17 protein-coding genes are annotated in these 23,769 nt (G+C 41.3%); 13 read left to right on the forward strand and 4 right to left on the reverse strand.

All coding sequences use genetic code 11. From position 1 onward, the window contains the following. Nucleotides 1-263: 263 nt before the first annotated feature. Nucleotides 264-1,184 carry a ThuA domain-containing protein gene (locus tag AC1DRQ_RS21675; protein ID WP_477426798.1) on the reverse strand — a complete coding sequence of 307 codons (921 nt, stop codon included), beginning with the start codon at nucleotides 1,182-1,184 and terminating at the stop codon, nucleotides 264-266. Nucleotides 1,185-1,710: 526 nt separating this feature from the next. Between AC1DRQ_RS21675 and AC1DRQ_RS21680 the strand changes: the two genes are divergently transcribed. Next, entirely contained in the window at nucleotides 1,711-2,967 is a 1,257-nt protein-coding gene (locus AC1DRQ_RS21680; protein WP_477426799.1) for a hypothetical protein, read from the forward strand. A gap of 5 nt (nucleotides 2,968-2,972) precedes the next feature. Further along, a complete protein-coding gene (locus AC1DRQ_RS21685) occupies nucleotides 2,973-4,334 on the forward strand; it encodes a Dyp-type peroxidase (protein WP_477426800.1) in 1,362 nt (453 codons plus the stop codon). A gap of 107 nt (nucleotides 4,335-4,441) precedes the next feature. Here the strand turns inward: AC1DRQ_RS21685 and AC1DRQ_RS21690 are convergent, their stop codons facing one another. Continuing rightward, nucleotides 4,442-5,506 carry a hypothetical protein gene (locus tag AC1DRQ_RS21690; protein WP_477426801.1) on the reverse strand — a complete coding sequence of 355 codons (1,065 nt, stop codon included), beginning with the start codon at nucleotides 5,504-5,506 and terminating at the stop codon, nucleotides 4,442-4,444. Nucleotides 5,507-6,167: 661 nt separating this feature from the next. Between AC1DRQ_RS21690 and AC1DRQ_RS21695 the strand changes: the two genes are divergently transcribed. From AC1DRQ_RS21695 to AC1DRQ_RS21705, 3 genes are read left to right on the forward strand one after another with little or no spacing between them, the layout of a single operon-like run. Beyond that, entirely contained in the window at nucleotides 6,168-9,401 is a 3,234-nt protein-coding gene (locus AC1DRQ_RS21695) for a SusC/RagA family TonB-linked outer membrane protein (RefSeq protein WP_477426802.1), read from the forward strand. A gap of 29 nt (nucleotides 9,402-9,430) precedes the next feature. Further along, entirely contained in the window at nucleotides 9,431-10,885 is a 1,455-nt protein-coding gene (locus tag AC1DRQ_RS21700; RefSeq protein ID WP_477426803.1) for a SusD/RagB family nutrient-binding outer membrane lipoprotein, read from the forward strand. A 20-nt stretch (nucleotides 10,886-10,905) separates the two neighbouring features. Then, nucleotides 10,906-11,847: a DUF1735 domain-containing protein gene (locus tag AC1DRQ_RS21705; protein ID WP_477426804.1), complete on the forward strand. Its 942-nt coding sequence runs from the start codon at nucleotides 10,906-10,908 to the stop codon at nucleotides 11,845-11,847. Between the two features lie 466 nt (nucleotides 11,848-12,313). On the opposite strand, the gene AC1DRQ_RS21710 is transcribed toward AC1DRQ_RS21705, so the two are convergent. Further along, entirely contained in the window at nucleotides 12,314-13,036 is a 723-nt protein-coding gene (locus tag AC1DRQ_RS21710; protein ID WP_477426805.1) for a hypothetical protein, read from the reverse strand. Between the two features lie 106 nt (nucleotides 13,037-13,142). On the opposite strand from AC1DRQ_RS21710, the gene AC1DRQ_RS21715 reads away from it, so the two are divergent. From AC1DRQ_RS21715 to AC1DRQ_RS21745, 7 genes are all read left to right on the forward strand, one after another. After that, a complete protein-coding gene (locus AC1DRQ_RS21715) occupies nucleotides 13,143-13,310 on the forward strand; it encodes a hypothetical protein (protein ID WP_477426806.1) in 168 nt (55 codons plus the stop codon). A gap of 443 nt (nucleotides 13,311-13,753) precedes the next feature. Continuing rightward, on the forward strand, nucleotides 13,754-14,347 hold the full coding sequence (locus AC1DRQ_RS21720; protein WP_477426807.1) for an RNA polymerase sigma factor: 594 nt from the start codon (nucleotides 13,754-13,756) through the stop codon (nucleotides 14,345-14,347). 129 nt (nucleotides 14,348-14,476) lie between these two features. Further along, complete coding sequence (locus AC1DRQ_RS21725) at nucleotides 14,477-15,571, forward strand: FecR family protein (RefSeq protein WP_477426808.1); 1,095 nt, start codon at nucleotides 14,477-14,479, stop codon at nucleotides 15,569-15,571. Between the two features lie 227 nt (nucleotides 15,572-15,798). Next, entirely contained in the window at nucleotides 15,799-19,215 is a 3,417-nt protein-coding gene (locus tag AC1DRQ_RS21730) for a TonB-dependent receptor (RefSeq protein ID WP_477426809.1), read from the forward strand. An 18-nt stretch (nucleotides 19,216-19,233) separates the two neighbouring features. Then, nucleotides 19,234-20,799, forward strand: a complete 1,566-nt coding sequence (locus AC1DRQ_RS21735) for a RagB/SusD family nutrient uptake outer membrane protein (protein WP_477426810.1) — start codon at nucleotides 19,234-19,236, stop codon at nucleotides 20,797-20,799. Nucleotides 20,800-21,079: 280 nt separating this feature from the next. Next, nucleotides 21,080-21,670, forward strand: a complete 591-nt coding sequence (locus AC1DRQ_RS21740; RefSeq protein ID WP_477426811.1) for an RNA polymerase sigma-70 factor — start codon at nucleotides 21,080-21,082, stop codon at nucleotides 21,668-21,670. A gap of 141 nt (nucleotides 21,671-21,811) precedes the next feature. Further along, the gene (locus AC1DRQ_RS21745; protein WP_477426812.1) at nucleotides 21,812-23,017 is read left to right on the forward strand and encodes a FecR family protein; all 1,206 of its coding nucleotides are present in this window, start codon (nucleotides 21,812-21,814) and stop codon (nucleotides 23,015-23,017) included. Here the strand turns inward: AC1DRQ_RS21745 and AC1DRQ_RS21750 are convergent. Next, on the reverse strand, nucleotides 23,012-23,209 hold the full coding sequence (locus AC1DRQ_RS21750; RefSeq protein ID WP_477426813.1) for a hypothetical protein: 198 nt from the start codon (nucleotides 23,207-23,209) through the stop codon (nucleotides 23,012-23,014). The genes AC1DRQ_RS21745 and AC1DRQ_RS21750 overlap by 6 nt on opposite strands. A 73-nt stretch (nucleotides 23,210-23,282) precedes the next feature. On the opposite strand from AC1DRQ_RS21750, the gene AC1DRQ_RS21755 reads away from it, so the two are divergent. Beyond that, the coding region (locus AC1DRQ_RS21755; RefSeq protein ID WP_477426814.1) for an STN and carboxypeptidase regulatory-like domain-containing protein at nucleotides 23,283-23,769 on the forward strand (487 nt) is incomplete at its 3' end.

Raw genomic sequence — 23,769 nt, forward strand, 5'->3', positions numbered from 1 at the left:
CCTCCCTTGGGAGGGGTGCCGTGGATTGTGAAATGGCAGGGAGGGGTTTATACGTGCGATTAAACCTGTAATGTTCAATAAACCCCTACCTCCCCCTTCCCCAAGGAAGGAATCGCACTAGGCCCAAGCTTTCTTTTTATTTCTTCCCAACACCTATGGTGTTATCACCGCACCATTAAATAAGCCCAATCTTCTTCAAATCTTCCATAAAATAGTTCGAAAATTGCCTAACAACGCTACATTGCAACTCAAAAGCCTTACAATTAGTTTTCTAAATGCTCCTCTTGAACGCTTATTCGTGTCGCAGTCGGGAAATTGGCAGGTACCGGGTAGGTCACTTTACCTGTTCCCAGCCACTCCACCGCCCTGATCATTGTGGTTTGAAAACCGATACAGCGATATCCAACAGGGTAAATGTCACCCTTCCATAAGTGTCCCATGCTGGATGTGTAAACTTTTCCCATCCCATATGTTACAATCCACTCTACCGGCCAGTTCTTACCGGTAACCAGATCATGGGCGTAAGATAGAACAGTAAGATTCTCAGCTGGCCCCCGGGCATATTTGTATAATTCAGCATCTGGTGTTGTCCACACTTTGGGATAGCCTTTATTAATGTGATGATCGGTTAATACATGTATCTTCAGGTCACTACGATCACCATGGTAAGTATCCTGCCCTTCACCGGGTGGTATACGTATGATCTTACCCAGCGAATCAACCACCAAAGCATAACCATATGTTTTGGGTCTCCAGCCTAAACCGATCATCTTATTATACTCCATCCAGTCGGGAAAAGCGTTATTAGCCGAGTGGAGGATATACAATCCGCCACCCGATCTTACATAATCTTCTAATTCCCGTTGTACTCTTTTAGGCCAGCGTATTTTGGGGGTTTGTATATTGTTGGTATTCTGGATAACTACATCATACTTTTTAAAATTGGGCTCCCACGAAGCCCATAAAACATCTTCAGGAACTTCAGGTGCGGTAGAAACACTTACATTGAATAATCCGCTTCCCTCTAAAATCTGCTTAACTATCCTGGTGGTTTGGCGCCAATCATGATTGCTAAAGCCATCAACAATAAGTACATTAATGAGCTTACCCGCTTTTTTCTGAGCGAATGAAACTGTATGTAAACTGGACAGGATAAGAATTAGCAAAAAGCTTTTAAACCACATTATTAATAAAAAATTATAAATTTTGGACAAGCAATAATAGCGTTTTCCTGCTAAAATAGTTTGCTGATGTTTTAACCTCATGCAAATACTTGATTATCAAGCGCTCATTAATATCCATGGCGTTCACGGGTGTGAACGTGAACAGTATAAGGTTTTCCGTTACACCCCGGGCTTTTTCCACCTCGCTGCGTTGATATACAGGGCTCCTTAAACAAAGCCGACAGCAAGCCATAACCCCTGCCCCTTTTTCATATCCCCAGGGCACAAATAATTGGCACTCCGTCTTCTTCTCCCGTCTGACAAGAGGGATTTCCCCTCCCATCATTTTAAGAGATGAACACTTTAATACACAGACTTTTACTTTTATTTATGACCCCGAATTATTATCCGCCGCTATAGGTATTATCAAAGAACTTCGTTTATCTTTATAAGACATATTATGAACGGGCGACTGACCACTTCAGCCTGCTATTTACTGTTTATTATTCTTAAATTGTTGACTTAACCTGTTTCTAAAGCATAGAACATGAGGCAGACCATACTTACCTTTATCACTGAAATAGATCCATTAAAAAAAGCGGAGCTGGAGCAAATACTCCAGGAGATCAGGAATGACCTGCTTATAAACACTTACATTCCTTTTCCGTCGCTCAGTTTGTTGCATTTTGCAAGCTTTGTTATCTCTGATGATAAAAGCACGCCGCCCCTTTTAGTATTTGAGAACAATTTTGACGGTGAGGTATCGGTATATCTTGATGAATTAATGATTAAGGCCGGGCCCGGCCTCCACCGCATCTATCAATGCTGTTCCGCGTACCAGAATAACGTATTTCAACCCCAAAACTTAAAGGAGTTCCTGACCGCAAACATCGTACGGCCGAACGCCTTTCATATAGGGAATGTTGGCAGGGCATCAAAAGACATCAAAGCGAACCAGCTTTTGCGCGAGAAGCTGCAATCTTACCTGGATGATCTGTTCAATACCGTAAAGCCTGCAAGCATAACGTCGGGGCAGCTTCGGCAGCAGATGCAGCAATTTGTAAAAAAGGAGGTTGATCCTGTGCTGTCCGGCACGCTCCCACCCCACCAAACATTTGCAGAAAAATTTATCCCACGCCTAAAAATTATTTTGTTCGCGATTCTCGCTTTGGCCTTACTTCCGTTAGTACTGCTATCGGCCATTATCATCGTGGTGATCTTGCGCCGCAAAGAAGATACCGATCCTATACAGGTACAGCCGCCATCAGTTTCTGACATCGAATTACTGATCAGTACAGAGAACCGGATCACTCAAAATCATCTCGCAAGTATCACCAACATAAAGCCAGGCAAATTTCGCCTGTATTTATTAACGGCCGCGCTGTTCGGGGCTAATCTGCTCGCGCGTACTTCTACTAAAGGCAAACTCAGCGGGATACCAAGTATTCACTTCGCGCACTGGTCAATCATCAACCACGGGAAACAATTGCTGTTTCTAAGCAATTATGACGGAAGCTGGACCAGCTACCTCGACGATTTTATTGATAAAGCGGCCACCGGCCTTACAGGGATATGGAGCAATACACAAGGGTTTCCGTATACGAAATTTCTTGTTCTTGACGGCGCCCGCGACGAATTGCGGTTCAAAGCGTTCGCGCGTAATCAGCAGGTACCGTCGCTCGTATGGTACAGCGCTTATCGTGATCTTACCGTACAAAACATTGATAAAGACAGTTCGATCAGGGAAAATATTTTTACTACACTTTCTGATCCTGAAACCAAGGATTGGCTTAAACTTTTTTAACTGATATGGCACAATTAACTTTTTCAGATATACAAGGCTTTGTGTTGAGTTCCTATGCAAAGAATATGCCTTGTGCTAACTATGTTCTCCTAAAAATCACTGACGTTAAAACCTGCCGGAACTGGCTGGCCACGATTATCCCAAACGTTACTACAGGGGTAGACCGTAAAGACGATTATTGCCTGAACATTGCTTTCACGGCCACGGCATTCCAGAAGTTTGGTTTTACCGCAGATGAGCTCATAACCTTTTCGGTCCCCTTTCAGGAAGGAATGAGYACACTCACCAGGCAACAGATACTGGGTGATGACGGCGATAGCGCCCCGGCCAGGTGGTTTTGGGGTAACGAAGAAAACCCGGTTGATGTGCTTTTATTATTATTTGCAAAAGACGAAGATCAGCTCGACGAACAGTTGGCCATCATTAAAACAGGCATTGAACAGCCAAGCGGTGTTCAGCTCATTAAATCGCTTTCAGCGGGTCGCCAACCCGATACCAAGGAGCACTTCGGCTTTTTAGATGGCGTCGGGCAGCCCGTGATCGAAGGAACGGACCAGAAAGCCAGACAACTGAACAGAACGGGCCATGCAACGGAACTTAAGGCGGGGGAATTTGTGCTTGGCTATGAGAATGAAATGCAAAAGATCGATCCCCTGCCTGCCATCAAGCGTATGCCGGAGTTCGGCAAAAATGGCACCTACCTGGTGTTTAGACAGATAGAGCAACATGTACATAGCCTTTGGAACTATCTAAAAGAAACAACCATTGACGCAAACGGTCAAAGTAACCCTAAAGATCAGGAAAAACTGGCCGCTAAGATGGTGGGACGATGGAAGAGCGGCGCGCCGATCACTGATCACCCCGATGCCGATCCTAACCCCTCAGGCGTTAACGAAGATAATAATTTCAACTTTGCTGCCAGTGATAAGTCAGGCTTTGGCTGCCCGGTGGGCTCGCACATCCGCCGCACCAATCCCCGGGATTCGCTGTTTGATGACCCGGCGGTATCCTTACTTACCGTGAAACGCCACCGCATTATCCGGCGAGGGCGCTCGTACGGTGACAGAACCCAGGACGTTTACCAAAATGACGGGAAAGAGCGGGGACTGCACTTTATTTGCATCAACAGCAATATTGAGCGGCAATTTGAATTTATCCAGCAAACCTGGGTAAACAACCTGAACTTTGCCACGCTTGATCATGAAACCGATCCGCTGATAGGGCACCGGAGCGAAGCAAACTTATTTAGCATTCAGGGTTGCCCCGCCAGGACCCGTATTCATAACCTCCCTGATTTTGTAACAACAAAGGGCGGCGCGTATTTTTTTATGCCGGGGATGGAGGCCCTGAAGGAACTGGCGAAATAGGCAGCCGGAGCCTTCGAAACTACTTTATCTTGATGATAGGCAACGCCAAACCTACAGGTTTGGTGTTGCCTATCATATCGTTGTTTTAGCGCTTAATAAATCGCCGGTTATCTCAATTGCATCTTTCTTATGGTGCCGGTATTTATATCACTAAAGTATAGCGTATTTTCATCTTTGGATAAGGCCAACCTGTCGGCAAAAATGTCCGCTCCTGAGCCTGTGCCGTCTCTTCCATCATGATACGTTGGGTTTGGACCTGCCAAAAACTTATGTACCCCATCGGCAATACATTTTATTTGCCCGCTTTCTGCAAGGTATAACGTGCGGCTGTCTTTTGAAGATACTATATTATAAATCTCATGAAAATCCATGTCTTTATAAATCCGGCTAAAAACACCTGTTGAACTGAGTTTATACAATTTAGTATGGTTAATCACCACATATTTTACCCCATTATAGCCAGGGTAAAAGTCTAAAATGTCAAAATCACTTCTGTCGGGTTCTTCAATTGCATTTACATCCAGTGTTAAAGGCGAAGTGCCAATTGTGCCGGAAGAGTTAATAAAAAATTTCTTTAAATAGGCTTTTAGGCTAATCTGGCCGTTAACCAGTTTTGAATCGACTTCGGCCATCCAGAAAAAATCGCGTGACGGGTCACGTTCAATGTCCGGGGATAGTCGTGCTTCCGGCGCATGGCCCGGCGTTAACACCGTGCCGTCGGGCTTTACAATCCATACCGGATGCGGTTCGTCGGCTATTATATTTAACGTTCCATCTTTGCTTATCCTTAAATTATATGGGCCGCTAATGCTTGATCCATCACTTGCATTAGGGACATTTACGGTAGTTACAGCATTGGATGATAGCGATATCTTACGGATTTTATTATTATAAGCATCAGCAACGTACAGGTAGCCATCATCTGCCAGGTCAATGCCAAATGGGTGATCAAACAAAGCCTGTTTACCTATCCCATCAGCATACCCGGTACGAAACGGCTGACCCGCGATGGTGGTGATTTTGAGACTAACCAAGTTTGTTGCCGCAGCAAGAGCTAAACTTGAACTGTCCTGGGTTATTCCGTTCTCCGGGCTTTCTATCTCATTTTTTTTACATGATGTAACAACAAGAATGCCGCTGAGAAGCAAAATAGCATAAGTAAATGTTTTCATAATGGTTTATTATTGGTTAAAAATTACTTAATTATAAATTTAACCCTTCCGTAAATATGAGCGCATCCATTTAGCAATTTGTTACTTTATTGTGCAATGGTTAATTCTACTTCCCACTTTTAAATCTATCTGAACCTACGAGATAATAGCCCATATTCTTTTTCAAAGTGTTGATGCTATGTTTCTTGCGACCGTTTTTAATCCACTTAGGGATGAGATATCGGTACTTTTATTTACTAACAATGAGTTTTAAATAAGCTATCCAGGCTACACAATTGCCTGGTTTAAAAATCCGGCTGGTAAATTTCAGTAATTACATTATTTCCAGTCACCGTTTTTTTTAAAAAATGCAGTCTTAATTAGTAAAAACTGATGAATTTTTAGTGAATTTTTTAATAAAACATAAAAAAATTACACTTTTTCTTTAAAAACAGCAGAAAATCAATTCTTATAGCTCATTTATTCTGAATAAATCCATCATAATGCCAATTTTATATAAATTACTAAAACCATTTATCATAATTATTGATATTTTAGTAAAAAAATCTACTTAAAATATGTAATCATTAACAAAATGAGCTTTTCATTAAATTATTTTCATTTTTTATTGATAATTTATCAAACAAACATTAATTTCGAATAAATTAACTGATTCTTAACAATGAAAAAACTCTTACTCACAAGTTTGTGTTTTATCGCGTTATTTATTAACGCCGTATTTGCACAAAACAAAACGGTTACCGGAACGGTAACTGCAAAAGACGACGGATTGCCACTACCTGGTGTGTCTGTAAGGATAACGGGTACAACAATTGGCACCCAAACCGGCGCAAATGGTCAATTTACTTTAAGTGCGCCTGCCTCGGCCAAAACTTTAGTATTTAGCTTTATTGGCTATTTGCCTCAAACAGTTGAAATTGGTTCTGGCCCTGTTAATGTTATGTTAGCGCCAAATAACAGTCAGCTGTCTGAAGTAGTTATTACGGGAGCATACGGAACCCGGCAAACATCCCGCTCTTCATCAGCAACTGCAACGGTTGTAAAATCAGATCAGCTGAACACCATCCGCCAGCCCAACGTAAACAATGCATTGGCAGGTAAAGTAGCAGGTGTGCAGGTGCGCAGCCAGTCGGCGGCGGCTTTAGGCCGTAATACGGAAGTAAGGCTGCGCGGTGCAACGGGCTTTGGCAGGGGCAACGGAGCCCTTTATGTGGTTGACGGTACCATTTTACCAAACTCTGATGACGTTAACCCCGATGATATTGATAATATAACTGTTTTGCAGGGGCCGGCTGCTTCTGCCCAGTTTGGTTCTCAGGGTGCATACGGCGCTATCGTTATTACTACCAAAAAAGGTAAAAAAACCAAAGGTATTGGTATTGAATTCAACTTAGGGGCCAACTTTGATAACGTTTATATTTTGCCTAACTATCAAAATACTTACGGTGGTGGCGCCTCTGCCGACTTTATGAAGTATACCTGGAAAGAAGGTGACCCGGAAGGATGGAAAGCTTTAAATGGCAAGTATTACCCCGACTATACTGACGATAGTAGCTGGGGGCCTAAAATGGTTGGTCAGGAGTATATTCCCTGGTATGCCTGGGCTGCCGGCACTCCCTACTCTTTCAAAACTGCCAAATGGACACCGCAGCCTAACAATGCTAAGGACTTTTTTCAGACAGGAGCCTCTTTTAACAATAGCGTGGCATTTACAAAATCTGCTGATGATTTTAATATCAGGATGTCTTACGCCAATCAAAATACTAAAGGTATTTTACCCAATAGTAATCTAAATAAAAACACATTTAGCTTAAATGCTAATTATGATCTGAACAAGCATTTTACCGTTGGCGCAAATATTAATTATATCAGTCAAAAAATTAATGGTCAAATTAATGATGCCTACGCGAGTTCAACAAGCGGATCATTTAACTCCTGGTTTCACCGTGACCTGGATATGGGTATCATGAAAGAACTACAGGATCTGAAATCTCCGGATGGAACCTATGTAAGCTGGAACCACCAGAACCCGACTTCTTACGATTCTTCAAGTCCTGCTGCATTTTATGGTGGTAACTACTGGTACAATCCATATTTATGGAGCAAACTGTGGACCAACCTTAGCCAGCGCGATCGTTTATACGGAAACCTGTCATTAACATACAAGCTGAATGATGATCTGAGCATCAAAGGAACCTATCGTAAAAACGAGGAAAATACCTGGAACGAGCAGCAAACAAGCTCTCAGTTACAGTACAGCGGTACGCAAACCGGTGTAAAAGGTGGTTATGCAACACTAACTACATATGACAACAGGGAAAACTATGAAATGTTGATCAACTATACTAAAAAGATCCATGATTTTTCTGTAAATGCTAACGTTGGTAGCGACTTTTTTAATAGGATTGTGAAAACCAATGGAGCAAATACCAACAATGGTTTAAGTGTTGATGACCTATATGCCATATCAAACTCTGTAGATCAGCCTTCAGTAATTAACGGGAGAGGCCAGGAGCAATACCGTGCATTTTTTGGTAAAGCTTCCATTGGATATAAAAACTTCTTATTTGGCGATGTTACCATACGTAATGATTGGTTCTCAACTTTGATACCCACCGATAACTCTGTTTTATCAAAATCATTTGGTGGTTCATTTGTTTTCAGCGAGCTGCTACCACAATTTAAAAATTGGTTAAGCTTTGGTAAAATAAGGGCTTCATATGGTGAAATTCCTTTGGCTTTGGGTACCACTACCGAAACATTTGGTGCTTATAGAACCAATACGGTTTATGGTGTTAACGCATTCAAGTGGGGAAGCAATATCCTGATGTCGACCCCCGACCAATTTGTTGACCCCTCAATTCACGGAACTACTACGAAACAAACCGAGGTTGGTTTGGATTTAGGATTTTTTGATGACAGGGTTGGATTTGCAGGTACTTATTATTATGGTAAAGACAGCGGCATACCCTATAACCTGTCTGTAAATTCAGCGAGTGGTTTTTCGAACATATTAACCAATATTGGTTTAATCGATAAAAAAGGTCTTGAATTATCGCTAAGAGGTACCCCGTTCAGAACTTCAAATTTCCGTTGGGATATCAATGTTAACTTTGCTCAGCTACTTGAAAATAAGATAGTTGAAATTAGCAATAAATATGGTGTTGACCGCATTACCGTTGGCGGTGTTTGGGGTTCAGATATGCCTTACATGATCCATCAAAAGGGTCAACAATGGGGGCAGATATATGGTAATGGTATTAAACGAAATGCCAATGGTGTACCAATCCTAACTTCATCCGGTGCTTATATAAATGATCCTAACGTTTATTTCGGTAGTGTTTTACCAAAATACACAGGAGGGGTACAAAATACATTTGCCCTATTTAAAAATTTCACATTAAGTGCTAATATCGACTATCAGTTCGGCGGTAAATTTGTTTCATTATCAAACAGATGGGGCCAATATAGCGGACTAACCGCAAACACCGCTGCGCTTAATGATAAGGGTATGAATGTACGGGATCCTGTTGCCGATGGCGGAGGTGTTAAAGTATCCGGAGTTGATGCTGATAATAAAGCCGTTACCTATTATGTTGATGCCAAAACCTACTTCCAGGGTTTAACAAACAACAAAACTTACGATCCTTATATTTATGATTTAACCTTTATAAAACTACGAGAAGTTGCTGTTGGCTACAACATTCCGGTTCAAAAACTGGGATTGGGTAAAGCCATTCAATCTGCAAAATTTGAGTTAACGGGCCGTAATCTGTTTCTGATATATGCAAAAACCAAAGACTTTGATCCGTCAGAAATAACTGCAACTGAAGGTGAAACTGCTCAGTGGCCAGGTACCAGGGGATTTGGATTTAATCTTAAGGTAACTTTCTAAGTATTACAAAATCATTAGACATAAATAAAATGAAAAAGATATATATATATACATTAGCAACAACGCTTATTTGGTTAGGCACGGGTTGCTCAAAGCTAAAAGACTTTGGTAATGTAAATGATAATCCCGGCGCTACTACCAAACCGGTACCTGCAGCATTGCTAACCAATGCGGAGTCTGCACTGGGTGGTTACGCTTCTTCAAATACTGAAGCCATAAGCGGAGGCCAGTACGCTCAATATTTTACCGAAACACAATATTCAGGTACATCGCTATATACATTACCGCAAAACTCTTTTACAGGTAATTACAGCGGAAACCTGTATGATCTGCAGAATATTATTAACCTGAATCAAAGCAAAAACAGTTCAACTGTTGCTAAAATTCTTCAACAATATATTTTCTGGATCGTTACCGATTCATGGGGCGATGTTCCTTATAGCGATGCGTTAAAGGGCATACAGTCTATAACTCCCAAATATGATACACAGGAAGATATCTACAAAGGCATAATTGCCAATTTGACCGCGGCTATTGGTGAATTTGATGCCTCCTCTTCCCTGGCCGGCGATATTGTTTTTAATGGCGATGTTGCTTCGTGGAAAAGAACAGCTAATTCACTTAAGTTATTAGTTGCCATACAGCTATCAAACAGAGTTCCTGCTGCCAGCGGTTACGCGGCCACAGCTGTTAAAGAAGCTATAGCTGCCGGTGTTATTACTTCAAATGATCAGAATTTTGATTTAAACTATCCGGGTGGTGGCTATAAAAGTGCATGGTGGAATCTATATAATGGCCGCAAGGATTTTGCTGAATCTAAAACAATGACGGATCTTACCGCATCCTTAAATGACGACAGGCAAAATGCATTTGGCGGCGCAAGTGAAGTAGCTGGAAACGTTACCACATCAAATATTGGTGTACCCTATGGTTTAGCCAGAAACAATGTGTTGGCCTTTACCGATAATAACCCTACCTGGGCACGTATTTTACGTGGCGATCTGCGTACCGAAACTGGCAGTGTTATGCTTATCAGTGCCGCCGAGGTTGCTTTAGCCCGTGCAGAAGCTGCCAACCTGGGTTGGACAGCGGATGATATTACTACCCAGTATCAAAACGGTATTAAATTATCATTTGAACAGTGGGGAAGGCCGGCTCCGTCAGCATCCTATTTTACACAGTTGGGTGTAACAATTTCTGCAGGCGCCAATGCTGCAAATGTGAAAAATATCTCTATCCAAAGATATTTAGCCAGTTACCCTGATGGGCACGCGGCATGGGCCATCTGGAGAAAAACAGGTTATCCTCAACTTACTCCTGCTCCCGATGCTACAAATGCTACCAAACAAATTGTTCGCAGGTTTACCTACGCCACAAGTGAATATAATACAAACGGCACTAATGTTAACGCGGCCGTTGCAAAATTAACTGGCGGTGATACACAAGATGCGCATGTATGGTGGGATACAAGAACAACTAATTAATTTTTTTGAATTAAAAAGACATGAAAAAGAAAATATTCTTAAAATATCTGTTTCTGGCCTGTACTTCTGCGCTTGTTTTCACAGGATGCAGAAAAGAGCCCGCTAATGATAAAGCAGCAAAAAACGCTCAAACAGGTATATCGTTTATTGGCTTCCCTACGGGTATGGAGTCATCAACGTTTTTTGATCCGTTTACCGATATTAAAACCGTAAATGTGTTCACCATAAAAAAAGATGCGTTTAATAATGCTGATCTTAATAAACCAGAAAACATTGTGGTAACCGCTCTTCCTGATGCGATTACAGCATATAACGATGCACATGATACCCAATATGAATTATTGCCATCTTCATTTTACACGGTAGTTAATAGTACTGATGAGGTTACACAAGCAACAGATGGCAGTTTAACTTTCAAATTTGCTCCCGGTAATTTTGCAAAGGACTTTGCTATAAAACTTAATGGTAGCAAGCTTGATCTGTCAAAAAGTTATGCATTAGCCTATAAAATAACCAAGGCCGATGGATTAACTGTACATGCAGCAAGTAAAGACACTTTGTACGCATTTTATAGTGTTAAAAACAAGTATGATGGTAAATATTCCATTACCGGAACTATTTTCAGAAATTCAGCTACGATTCCGGATGCAACTTTAAGTGGGGCACTTAAAGATGACTTAACAACAAATGTTGCCACAATTGGCGCTAATGCTAACACCTTTTCCCAATACTGGGCAACTGGTGAGGGAATAGCGGGCATTGATGGCCTACAGCTGGCCGTTGACCCAACAACTAATAAAGTTACAGTTACAGCAAGCGGAAACCCAGTGCTTAAGAACACCCCGGGTACTAATAATTACTATGATCCGGCTACCAAAACATTTCACTTAGCATTTGATTGGGGAACTGCACCTAATACAAGGGTTGCAGTAACCACGTTAACATACATAAGTTCAAGATAATTAATACCCCTAATAAATGAAAGAAAAGGAGGCTGTTCATGACTTATGATACAGCCTCTTTTGTAACGCGTAAGTGCTTGTTTAATATGGTACAAACAAGCAGGCATTTATATACAATTAATGCCATAGTTAACCAGAATTAGTAAATCTTAAAATACTCTTGTCGTTCTTTACATAGTTTCTTCATCATTAATGAAAGACACTTAATAGTTAAGTTAAAAATAGCGTCAGCTCTGGAGTGCTGCGCTTTTTTTATTAATTCGTCATTTTTAACCGGATAACATCTAACCTCCCGATACCCAATGAACGAGGCAGGTATTTTCATTGCATCTAACCGTTTGGCTTTTCCAAAACATTTGATGGTAGTGTCTCAGTTTGAAAATAAATATTTTGGTTCACCCGTTTGACCAAAGCCTTTTCTAAAAAGATGGAAAATAATTATTAGGTTATTGCGCTGCACTTTGTGCTACTTCCCATCAGATTTGCGGATATCTTTTGCCTTATTAAAATTTGCCAAACAACTATCCAGCGGTTGACCTCGTTTATAAATGCAGTCGCAGAAAACTTGGCAAGCCGCGGGGTTTTTGCTGGATGCACATTGATTGCTGCACTCATCTTCAGAGTTGCCCGGTACGATCTCAAATAAATAAAAAGTACCAATGATGATAAAGACTAAGATGGCGAAGGAACCGCCAAAAAATATGATCCGAAGGCGCATACCCAAGGGCTTTTTTAACACAGGAGGATCTGCTTTGGGCTGCTTGAATGGCAAAAGGTGTTTTAAACGGTCATAATTCCAAATTAGTAAAAACAAGCTTGCCAATAACATCATCGTGTTGCCCCGGGTACCATCAAAGCGGGTAGCATAAGTCAGCACACAAATATTAACGATGATGGGGAAATACATTAGTGCACCAAGAAGGGATGTTCTCGGGATCAGTAATAGTATAGCTGTTATGATTTGAACAATGCCGATAAAGGTATAGTAATATCCTGTCAGATGTAAGGCATCGAAGTAATGCCCTAACGGGTTGTTAGACGGCAAGCCAGCGGCGAATCTTTCCCCCACGATTTTAATATAGCCTGCCGGAATAAAGCTCGCGGCTAAAGCAATGCGGCAAAAAACAGCAAACCGTTGAAACCATTTGTCAGCCTTTGCCTCATAATATAGTTCTTCAAATCTATTCATAACTGCATTGTAAATAGTGTAAGACAGGTTTTGGCGGAATTACGACAAACTTCAGGCTTTTTTACGGGTGAATAATTTAATGAAGAGAAAATAAAGGACTGAAGCTATGGCTGTCCAGTATAGCGCACAGAAGAAAGCCAAAACAGGAGGTGCCGGATCCGGATCATTAAATACAGGCGCTAACGGACCTACCAAAACCACTTTGACAGGGTATATAATTGATGCCACAGTACGCTTCCAGGCTACCTGTGAGTCAGTCCCAGGGAACCATTGACCATTTACCGGACCCCCCCGGACTTCAGTACCTAAAATAGAGTTAGTTATAAACTGAAATGCGAACGCAGAAACGAGGAAGATGATTAGAAATCTTGTATATGGATTCTTCACAATATTAGTTTTTAATTTAAAAGTACTTTGCATAACAAAGTTACACATGTCACTTTATATTTCAAAGTATTTTAAGAAAAATTCAAACTGAGACACTACCCGTTTGATTATTAGGCATGATACTAATGTTTTAGTATAAACCATATCAAAAATTAATTTAAAGAAAGGCTACCCAAGCTTATTAATATCCAAGCTACAGTTTTTCAAACGTCCATAATACGGTTGAACAATCTTTTAAGTAATTTAGCCAGATTTATCAACGCTGATTATATAGTAATTAAAAGTGAACGTATTACTTTTGACCAGTTAAGCAGACTTTTGCTTCTAATTATGGTACCTGATAATAACTTTTCTATAGCTGCTGATGATTCTGAACTCTGGGATCTGTTTCGGGCTGGAGATGAAGTTGCTTATACCCGGTTGATCAAAAAATATTCAAAAATACTGTTTAACTATGGCTTTCGAATTTGTCAGGATAAGGATTTTTTGAAGGATTGTATCCAGGACGTTTTTTTGGAACTGTGGAACCGCAGGCTAAAGATAAACCCAACCCAGGCAGTAAAATGGTATTTGTTCAAAGCTGTGCGGCTGCGTATTTTCAGGGAACAGTCTAAATGGAACCGCAATGAAACGCCCGATGAAAATTATACATTTTTAGTTGAATTTAACATCGAATCAAAAATGATCACCGATCTTGAAACGATGGAGCTGGGGACTCGCATTAAACAGGTGCTCAATGGCCTCCCACCACGCCAACGCGAAATCATGTACCTGCGCTTTTATGAAAATCTTGATTTTGAGAACATTTCGCAAATTATGGAAATCAGCAAGCAATCGGTACATAACCTGTTACAAAAAGCATATAAAAACTTTCGGGCCGAGTGGGTTGTATTGCTCATAGCATTTTCAAACCTCAATCAATAAAAAAATAAACACCTATTTATCAGATAGTTGTGCAAAATATTTAAAAAAGTTTCATTTTTTTGTCTTTCAGGAGGGTAATATTTAACTGATTCGGAATATATACTGTATAAACCAATTGAATCAGCCCGCGTGATTAATTATACAAACTACGAAGTTGAAGACTTCTTGCGTGACGACTTTTTTATTGATTGGGCGCTTAAAAACTCGCCCGAGCAGGAGGTATTTTGGCAACAATGGCTTGCAGAACACCCTGATCGTAAAAATGTGGTTGACCGCGCCCGCATAATAGCCGCGTCTATTAAAATTGAACCGTTGCAGGTCGAACTTACCGATACTGAGGTTAACGCCTTCATTACACACATCAGGCAACAAGCTTTTGATCAGGCTAATCCAAAGATAATCAGGCACCGGTATTATCAATCTAACTGGTTTAGGGTAGCCGCTTTGCTTTTGTTGTTTGTTAGCGCGGGGCTTTTATTTATCAAAAACAAGCATCAGCAACCCACCGTGTTAAAAACCGCGGCACAAGCTGATCCGTATCTGCATATTACCAATCATACAACAGAATCAAGACTGGTGCAAATGAGCGATGGCAGTCTGGCTGTTTTAAAACCAGGATCAGGGCTCAAATACCTTCGGTCATTTCATGACAAACGGGAAGTTTTTTTAGATGGGGAAGCATTTTTTGAGGTCCACAAAAATCCCAAAATGCCGTTCCTGGTACATAATCACGATATGGTAATACGTGTTCTGGGTACCAGCTTCACGGTTAAGTCTTTAAACAATAATGATATTAAAGTAGTAGTAAACACCGGTAAAGTACTGGTATATAACCAAAAAGCTACAACAAAAGCCAATAGGGAAAGATACGAAGTAACGCTGGTTCCGAATGAGCAAGTTACTTATGTCGAAAAACAACTCCGATTTAAAAAAGAAACACTGAAGGTCCCTTTAATCCTCTCTAAGGAAATTGCCCAAAAGGAGTTCACATTTGATAACGCTCCATTATCGTACATTATTGAAAGAATAGATAAAGCGTATGATGTTAATATTGAATATGATAAAGCAAAACTGGGAGATATAAATTTAACGGCCTCTCTTTCAGACAGGCCATTGGACGAAAAAGTTAAATTGATATGCAAGGCTATAAATGTTTCGTGCCAGTTTACTGATGGCCGCATTATTATTGACAACCAAAACCTAAACGTTACCCCAACCAATTAACCTATTATTAACTCCAAATGATATGATGAGAAAAAAAACTACATAAATTCCCTCAAAAAAAACCGGCAATATTTGCGGTACTGCCGGTCCAAATGTTTAGCCCCAAAATGATTGATACCCATTTACTGCAACCTCTAAAAGGTTGAGCGGGGCTTTTTTGTCAAGTTATTAACGAATTATTAACCCTTACCAAATTTATGAAATATAAACCTATACTCGTAAAAATAATGAAGATCACATTTTTACAGTTAACATTAAGTCTCTCTTTATTGGGAAGCGCCCTTGCCAAAGATGTTAAAGGCCAGGCTATATTAGATACAAAGGTTTCTGTAAGCGAAAACAACGTTGCACTTAAAACAATAATAAAAAAGCTGGAGCAAAAATATCATGTTAATTTTGTGTTTAGCCCGGTACTTATTAATGAAGGCCAGAAGGTAAATGCCTCTTTTAAAGAAAAGCCGTTAGGTACAGTATTAACACAACTGTTTACACCGCTTAATCTTACTTATGAGGTATCCGGAGATGTTATTGTAATCAGCAGCATGAACAACCAGCCTGCAGCAATTACTAAACGCTTTGATCTGGATATGACCCAGGCACCCATCAGTGGTAAAATTGTTGACGACAAAGGCCAGCCGGCTCCAGGCGTTACAGTAACCATTAAAGGCACCAAAACAGGTACTGTTACCGATGTCAACGGTAATTTTACGCTGAACGTGGCCCCGGGTACAACACTGGTTTTTAGCGCCATAGGTTTTGACACCCAGGAACTGCCCGCCAAAGCCGAGCCTATGAACATCATTATGGTAGCTTCCAACAGCAACCTTGCGGAAATTGTTGTAGTAGGTGTCGCCTTCAAAAAAGGCGATCTTACGGGTTCTGTAAGCAACGTGGATGCCAAAACATTGCAGGAGCGCCCGGTTACTAATGTTAACAGCGCATTACAAGGTCGTGTGGCTGGTGTATTTATTGGCGGCGGCTCAAAACCAAGTGACGATGCAACCATTAAAATACGTGGTACCAATACCATAAACTCAGGCTCAAAACCTATTTATGTAGTGGATGGTTTGGTTATGGAAAACAACCAGGGGGGCTTTAATTCCATCAACATGAATGATGTAGCCTCTGTTCAGATATTAAAAGATGCTTCTGCCACCGCCCTTTATGGTTCGCGCGGTGCAAACGGCGTGGTGGTTATTACTACCAAAAAAGGTAAAAGGAAAGCTGGCGATGGCGTGATAACTTATGACGGCTGGGCTGGTTTCTCCAACTTTGCCAAAATGCCCGAGACCCTTAATGCCAATCAGCTGTTTGATTTAAGGCTGGATGCTTATGCAAACGGTTACCTAAAAGATAACCCTACTGCAAACAGGCAGGATTATATCAATAACACCTTACTGGTACGCGGTACTCCAGAAAAGCCCAACCCTGCTTTCTCGAACGAGGAATTTGATACTCATACCAGTGGCAAAAGCTATAACTGGCTCGATCAGGTAAAACGTACCGGTTATCAGCAAAACCATGCTTTAAGCTTTTCAGGAGGATCTGACAGAGGTACATTTTATCTGAGCCTTGGTTACGCTGGCACAAAAGGTCTTATTCAAAAAGTAAATCAAAATAAGTATACCGGTCGTTTTAACGCCGAGTACGATGTTAAAAAGTGGTTAAAAGTAGGTACCAATACCGGCTTTACCCGTACAGATGATGATCTGCCTTCTGACGATGTATATAACAAGGCACTTAATGCCAATCCGTTGTTAAACTATGATCCGTACCGCGCGCCGGATACCCGGTATACTGCAGATTACCTTACAGTGTACTACCGTTCACATGGTGAGCAAAACAACAACGATTATAACCCATTCAACTCGCTTGATGTTACCCGTAAACAAAACAGGAACAGGTTGGTATCATCAAACTATATCAATGTTAACCCTATAAAAGGCTTGGATATACGTTCAACCTACGCGGTTGATTTCGCCAATCAAAGCTGGTTTGAGTTTACTCCTAAAAACATACAGGAAGCCATCAGGCAAAATAACGGCGATGCACGCGCCAAGCACGAACGCACGAACGACCTGTATTGGCAATGGGACAATACCGTTTCATACAACACCACCATTAACTCCAAACACAGGATCTCTGCTTTGTTAGGTACTACTGCCAACAGGCGCAGTTATGATTATACCAAAGCACAAGGCGACAGGTTTGCCAGCGATGATCTGCTATACTATGATCTTGGTGGTGCAGCTGCAACTGATAAAACGGTAATAGGATCAGACTTTTACAGGTATTCACTGTTTTCGGTTTTTGCCCGTGCTACCTACAGTTATGACGAAAGGTATTTCCTGACCGCTACTGCTCGTTATGATGGTTCGTCAAAATTCGCGGCAGATAACCGCTGGGGTATTTTCCCTTCATTTTCAGCCGCGTGGGATGTTACACACGAGGATTTCATGAAAGACCAGAAAGTATTTAACCAATTAAAACTGCGTGTTGGCTACGGCGTGGTAGGTAATCAGGATATTAACAACTACTCCTTCCAAACACTATATGGTTCAAGGATTGATAATGGCAACGCGCTTATCGTGAACGACGGCCTCCGCGGTAACCCAAACATTACCTGGGAAAAGCAAAAACAAAGCAACCTGGGTATCGAAATGGCGTTCCTGAACTCACGACTTAATGTTACTGCCGATGCGTTCTACATCAACAACGATAACCTGTTGCTTGATCGTTCATTAGCTACCACTACCGGTTACACCCATGAGTGGCAAAACATTGGCCGCGTAAATAACAAAGGTTTAGAAATTTCAGTAAGCGGTCAGATAGTTAAAAGTCAGGACTGGAACTGGACACTGTCTGGTAATATCTCCTTTGATAAAAATACCGTAAAACAACTATACGGAAATGCCAAAGAGATCTATAACACTGACCCATCTAAAGATAGTCGTACAGGCAACGTGTTCCTTGGCCAGTCACTCAACAATATCTACACCTATGTTTCTGGTGGTATAGCCCAGGAGTCAAACCGTGCTGAGTGGGAAAACATCAACTACAACGGTAAAACAGTAGGCCTTGGCGACCTTTTCGCTAAAGATGTTTCTGGTCCTAATGGCGTAAAAGATGGTATTGTTAACCAATATGACAGACAAGTAGTAGGTAAATCAGACCCTAAATTCTACGGGGGCTTTTCAACCGATCTGTCTTATAAAGGTGTAGCCTTAAACGCTGTTTTTGTTTACTCTAATGGTGCTAAAAAAATCAGCAACTTTTATGAGGGCACAATGAACAGTATTGGTGAAAGCATGGCATCAATAGATCTGCTTAACCGCTGGACACCAACCAACACCAATACCAATATACCGCGTGTAATTGGCAATACCAGCTATAACAGGTATAACCCTTCTGAACTGGATTATAGCTTGCAAAACGCTTCATACCTGCGTTTATCGGCGCTAACGTTAGCGTACAACTTGCCGCAATCTATACTTAACAACTGGCATGCTAACCGCCTGCGTGTATATGTGACTGGTTCAAACCTGTTCTGCATCACTAAATACAAAGGTCTTGACCCAGAAACCGGCGATTATGGCTACCCGCCTGTGAAAACGTTTGTTCTTGGGGTAAATTTTGGATTCTAAACGTCAATGCAAAAGATCATGAAAAAAACCATTATAAAGATATTCATAGCCGGAGCGGTAATTATTTCAGCCTCCTCCTGCAAAAAATTTCTCACCGAGGAGAGTTTGACCAAGGTGGATGAAAGCAAGGTGTATTCAGACATCGGCCTCACCGAAACAAGCCTCAAAGGGATATACGGCAGCTGGAAAAACATACGTACAGACGAGCAGGGCCTTATTACCATGATGGGTACCGATGAATTGCAGCAGGGCGCTTTTCAAATGAAAAGCGACGCTGCAAAAGGAGGTCTTGACCGGTATGACGGTAATCTCAACTCGCTGTTAAACCAATTAGCCAACCAGTGGAATCTGCGCTGGCCGGTTATAAACGAGGCTGCCAAGATCATTAAAGGTATTGATAAACCAGGCATCGCCCCCGACAGCAAAGAAGCGCATGTTTTAGGCGAGGCCTATTTTATAAGAGGCTTTGTTGACTTTGAGCTGGCGATGTACTGGGGCGAAATACCCATCCGTGACCTGAACCGCGAAAAAGAGCTGGGTTTCCGCCGCCAGCCGCTTAAAGATGTTTGGGCTTTTATCATCAACGATTTGACCAGGGCATCAACCCTTTGTCCGCAAACAAATGATCCGGGCAGGGCTACCAGCGGAGCGGCACTCGCTATGCTGGGTAAAGCTTATATGTCGGCTCCGGAATCAACCGGTTTACGCAGCTTTGATAAAGCACGCGAAGCTTTTGAAAAGATGATGGGAAGATATACGCTGGTACCTTACAAAGATTTGTGGGATTATGCAAAAGGCAACACGGCCGAGTCTATCCTGGAGTTCCAGTTCAGCCCGGTTTATCCTAACAACAATAAACTACAGTTCCAGATCGGCTCACGTGCCGTGCAGGCATTTTTTGGGGATGGCTGTTATTATTCAGGATATGACAAAGTTGTTCCAACTATTCATGCCTATGAAACTGTGGCCAACGGCGGTGTGTGGGAAGATGGCGACCTTCGTCGCAACGAAAGCATCCGTTATGACTTCACCTATTACGGAGAAACGCCTACGCTTGACCCAATTTTATGGGAAGATCTGGGCAACGATTATGACGAACTGAAACCTCACATCAAAAAATATGAGGATTTCCGTACAGACAAGCACACTGATAACAAGATCAACAATGAGTGGAACTCAGGAAAAAACATTCCTGTGCTTCGTTTAGCTGATATTAAGCTTTGCTATGCCGAATGTTTAAACGAGCTTAATAAAACAGGCGATGCGGTAGCAGTGGTTAACGATGTACGTACCCGCGCTTGGGGCGGCACTCTGCCTAATGATAAAAGATGGAACGTGATGTCGCAGGTTGATTTCCGTACCAATATCATGGAAGAGCGTATCAGAGAGCTTTTTGCCGAAAACTGGCGCCGTATCGACCTGATCCGTACCGGAAAACTCCTTGAGCTGGTAAAAGCCCGTAATAAATGGGCAAAGGAATCAGGAACAATTCAGCCGTTTAATACACTTTTCCCTATACCTGATAGCGAAATGAAGCTGAATCCTCAGATAACTCCGCAGGATCAAAATCCGGGTTATAAATAAAGCTTACCGTTAAGCTATAATGATCAAAACAAGTAAAAAAGTAAAGCGCTTCATAATTAATTATGAAGCGCTTTTTCTTTTATACATAGAATTTTTGCGAAATGACACCCCATTAAATTTACACTCCTTTATTTGCAACTGAAAAGTTACCAATTAGGTGCTATTTATTAACCCGGAATTAACCTAAATTGAACACCTAAAGCTCAATTTTGAGGCAGATATTTACATATACCATTAGTGCAGCCCGTAAAATCTAATTAATTATTTCTGCAAAGGATAGATGAGCATTGTAAAAGAAATATTTACGCATAAAAGTAATGCAAACGGATTGCCTGAACAGGTTGATCTGGATGTTCTTTTTAAGGAATATTATGACAGGTTGGTGTACTTCTCTTTACAACTGATCAAAGATAAAGATCAAGCCGAAGACATTGTTCAGGATTCCTTTATAAAATACTGGCACCAGCGCGAAACGGTGATCCAGAATAAAATAGCTATAAAGAACTTTTTATACAGTACGGTACGCAATGCAAGCCTCAATACCATAAGGCACAATAAAGTTGTAGATGGCTATATACAACAACAAGGCAACGCCGAGCCGGAGGAGCCACCGGTAATTGAAGCGATTATTACAGCAGAAGCAATAGCCGAAATTCATTCGGCGGTTCATGCTTTACCGGCTAATTATAAGGTAATTTCAATTATGGGATATTTTGATGGTAAAAAGAACCATGAAATTGCCGACGAGTTAAATATGTCAATAAATACAGTAAAAAAGCAAAAACAGAGAGCCCTTCAGTTGCTTCGGGTAAAACTTACGCCCGAGGTGTTTACCTGCTTTGTTCTGCTTACCATTGCAGCTCTTAAATAGGTTATACTTCTTTCTTTAAAAAAAACCGGGTTTTCTTCCGGGAATACCATTCTCAAAATCTTTCTTAAAAAAAATTAAAAAAAATGCACACTCCTTTATCCTTTTTAAATGGTGAGGTGTCTTTATGTACGAAAAGGAATTATGAATAATTACAAACCATATTTTGACCTGGGCAGCCTGATCGCGAAACATCAGCGTAATGAACTCACGCCACAGGAAAAAGAGGAACTGGAGCATTGGCTTCAATCAGATGTACGTAACCAGGAATTATTCAAAAAACTAACCGACGAAGCCATAATTAATAACGAGTTTGAAGCCTTTTCAGTAACCGATAAAGCTAAAGCCTGGAAAAATATAGTTAAAAAAACAGGCTATAAAACTCCTGAAAATAAACCGGCTGTAACCAGGAGATGGTTAGGCTACGCGGCAGCCGTAATTACACTGATGGCATTGGGTATTACTTTAAGTAAATATCGCAGCAATGAGGACCTTAAAACTTTGGCCCATCAGCAAAAGGATATCTTGCCAGGTAGTAACAAGGCTACATTAACCCTGGCCAACGGATCAAAAATAATTTTGGACGATGCCAAACAAGGGAAAATTGCCAATCAGAAAAATGTAATCATTAATAAAAACAAAAGTGGGGAGGTGATCTATAAAGCCACACCTACCGATCAAATAGCCACAGGCCAGACACCTGCTGAAGCTATAGCTATGAATACCCTAACTACCCCACGTGGGGGGCAGTATGAAGTGGTTTTACCAGATGGTACCCGGGTATGGTTAAATGCGGCATCATCATTAAAATACCCAACAGCATTTACCGGTAACGAGCGGAGGGTAGAGCTAACTGGCGAAGCTTATTTTGAGGTAAGTAAAGACGCGCGTAAACCATTTTTTGTAAAAACAACAAACCAAACAGTGGCAGTTTTAGGTACACACTTTAATATTAACAGCTATGCTGATGAGGCGGCCACCAAAACAACCTTACTGGAAGGCAGTGTAAAGGTTACCGGCAATACAAACCAGCTTACTGTAAAACTTAAGCCCGGCCAGCAAGCAGTAAATACCGTAACTGCTATCGATATAAAACAAGATGCCGATATAGACGAGGCTGTAGCATGGAAAAATGGAAAGTTCATGTTCAGGAATACCGACCTGCGTACAATTATGCGCCAGCTATCAAGATGGTATGATGTGGATGTGGAATACCAGGGCAATGTAGCTCAAAAACATTACCGGGGACGGATCTCCAGGAACGTGCCTGTTTCGGAGATATTTCAAATATTAAAAACAAGCGGTATAAACTTCACAATTAACGGAGGGAAGATTATTGTAAAATCATAACCAACCAATTACGGCAACCGGCGAGGCCGGTACCCGGGTTTGGCCAATAAAAAAGCCGGAAAGTGTTACGAGCACCTCCGGCCAAATATCGGGCTGACCATATAAATCATATTGACTAATACACTTTTTACTAAACAACCCAAACAAAAGTATGGATTTTTCTACATTTCCAGCGTCCGTGTGCGAAAGCATGCGGGTAAATAAAATTAATAAGCTTACCCATTGTTTTTCCCGGATAAACCCGGCTACAAAAAGGAAATTTATTATGCGGATCAAACTTATCACAGCTTTACTATTTGCAGTATGCCTTCATATCAGTGCCGCGAGCTTTAGCCAGAATATTACCTTAACCGAAAAAAACGCGAGCCTTGAAACTGTTTTAAACAAAATTGAACAGCAAAGCGGTTATGATATTTTCATGCAAACAGAACTGCTTGCCGGCAGTAATAAGGTATCGGTAAATGTAAAAGATCAGTCTTTGGCAAAAGTGCTCGAAAAAGTATTTAAGGGCCAGCCATTAACCTACGCCATAGTTGGCCATACCATTGTGCTTAAAGAAAAAGCACCGGTTAAAACAACCGCTGTTCCGTCTAAAACTATGCTTGCACCAGTTTATACCGGTAAAATTGTTGATGCCAATACCAAAGAACCCCTTATTGGTGCTTCTATAGGCKTAAAGGGTGGTGGCAAGGCCACCTCAACAGGGTTAAACGGTACTTTTAAGCTGGATGTTGGTTCATCAGATGCTACAG

Source organism: Mucilaginibacter sp. P4_E8, assembly GCF_056401495.1.

Excerpts from the sequence above, each read along its gene's own strand:
- AC1DRQ_RS21675 (WP_477426798.1), bottom strand. The coding sequence starts at position 1,184 with ATGTGGTTTAAAAGCTTTTTGCTAATTCTTATCCTGTCCAGTTTACAT.
- AC1DRQ_RS21680 (WP_477426799.1), top strand. The coding sequence starts at position 1,711 with ATGAGGCAGACCATACTTACCTTTATCACTGAAATAGATCCATTAAAA.
- AC1DRQ_RS21690 (WP_477426801.1), bottom strand. The coding sequence starts at position 5,506 with ATGAAAACATTTACTTATGCTATTTTGCTTCTCAGCGGCATTCTTGTT.
- AC1DRQ_RS21695 (WP_477426802.1), top strand. The coding sequence starts at position 6,168 with ATGAAAAAACTCTTACTCACAAGTTTGTGTTTTATCGCGTTATTTATT.
- AC1DRQ_RS21700 (WP_477426803.1), top strand. The coding sequence starts at position 9,431 with ATGAAAAAGATATATATATATACATTAGCAACAACGCTTATTTGGTTA.
- AC1DRQ_RS21705 (WP_477426804.1), top strand. The coding sequence starts at position 10,906 with ATGAAAAAGAAAATATTCTTAAAATATCTGTTTCTGGCCTGTACTTCT.
- AC1DRQ_RS21710 (WP_477426805.1), bottom strand. The coding sequence starts at position 13,036 with ATGAATAGATTTGAAGAACTATATTATGAGGCAAAGGCTGACAAATGG.
- AC1DRQ_RS21715 (WP_477426806.1), top strand. The coding sequence starts at position 13,143 with ATGGCTGTCCAGTATAGCGCACAGAAGAAAGCCAAAACAGGAGGTGCC.
- AC1DRQ_RS21720 (WP_477426807.1), top strand. The coding sequence starts at position 13,754 with ATGGTACCTGATAATAACTTTTCTATAGCTGCTGATGATTCTGAACTC.
- AC1DRQ_RS21730 (WP_477426809.1), top strand. The coding sequence starts at position 15,799 with ATGAAGATCACATTTTTACAGTTAACATTAAGTCTCTCTTTATTGGGA.
- AC1DRQ_RS21735 (WP_477426810.1), top strand. The coding sequence starts at position 19,234 with ATGAAAAAAACCATTATAAAGATATTCATAGCCGGAGCGGTAATTATT.
- AC1DRQ_RS21740 (WP_477426811.1), top strand. The coding sequence starts at position 21,080 with ATGAGCATTGTAAAAGAAATATTTACGCATAAAAGTAATGCAAACGGA.
- AC1DRQ_RS21745 (WP_477426812.1), top strand. The coding sequence starts at position 21,812 with ATGAATAATTACAAACCATATTTTGACCTGGGCAGCCTGATCGCGAAA.
- AC1DRQ_RS21750 (WP_477426813.1), bottom strand. The coding sequence starts at position 23,209 with ATGCTTTCGCACACGGACGCTGGAAATGTAGAAAAATCCATACTTTTG.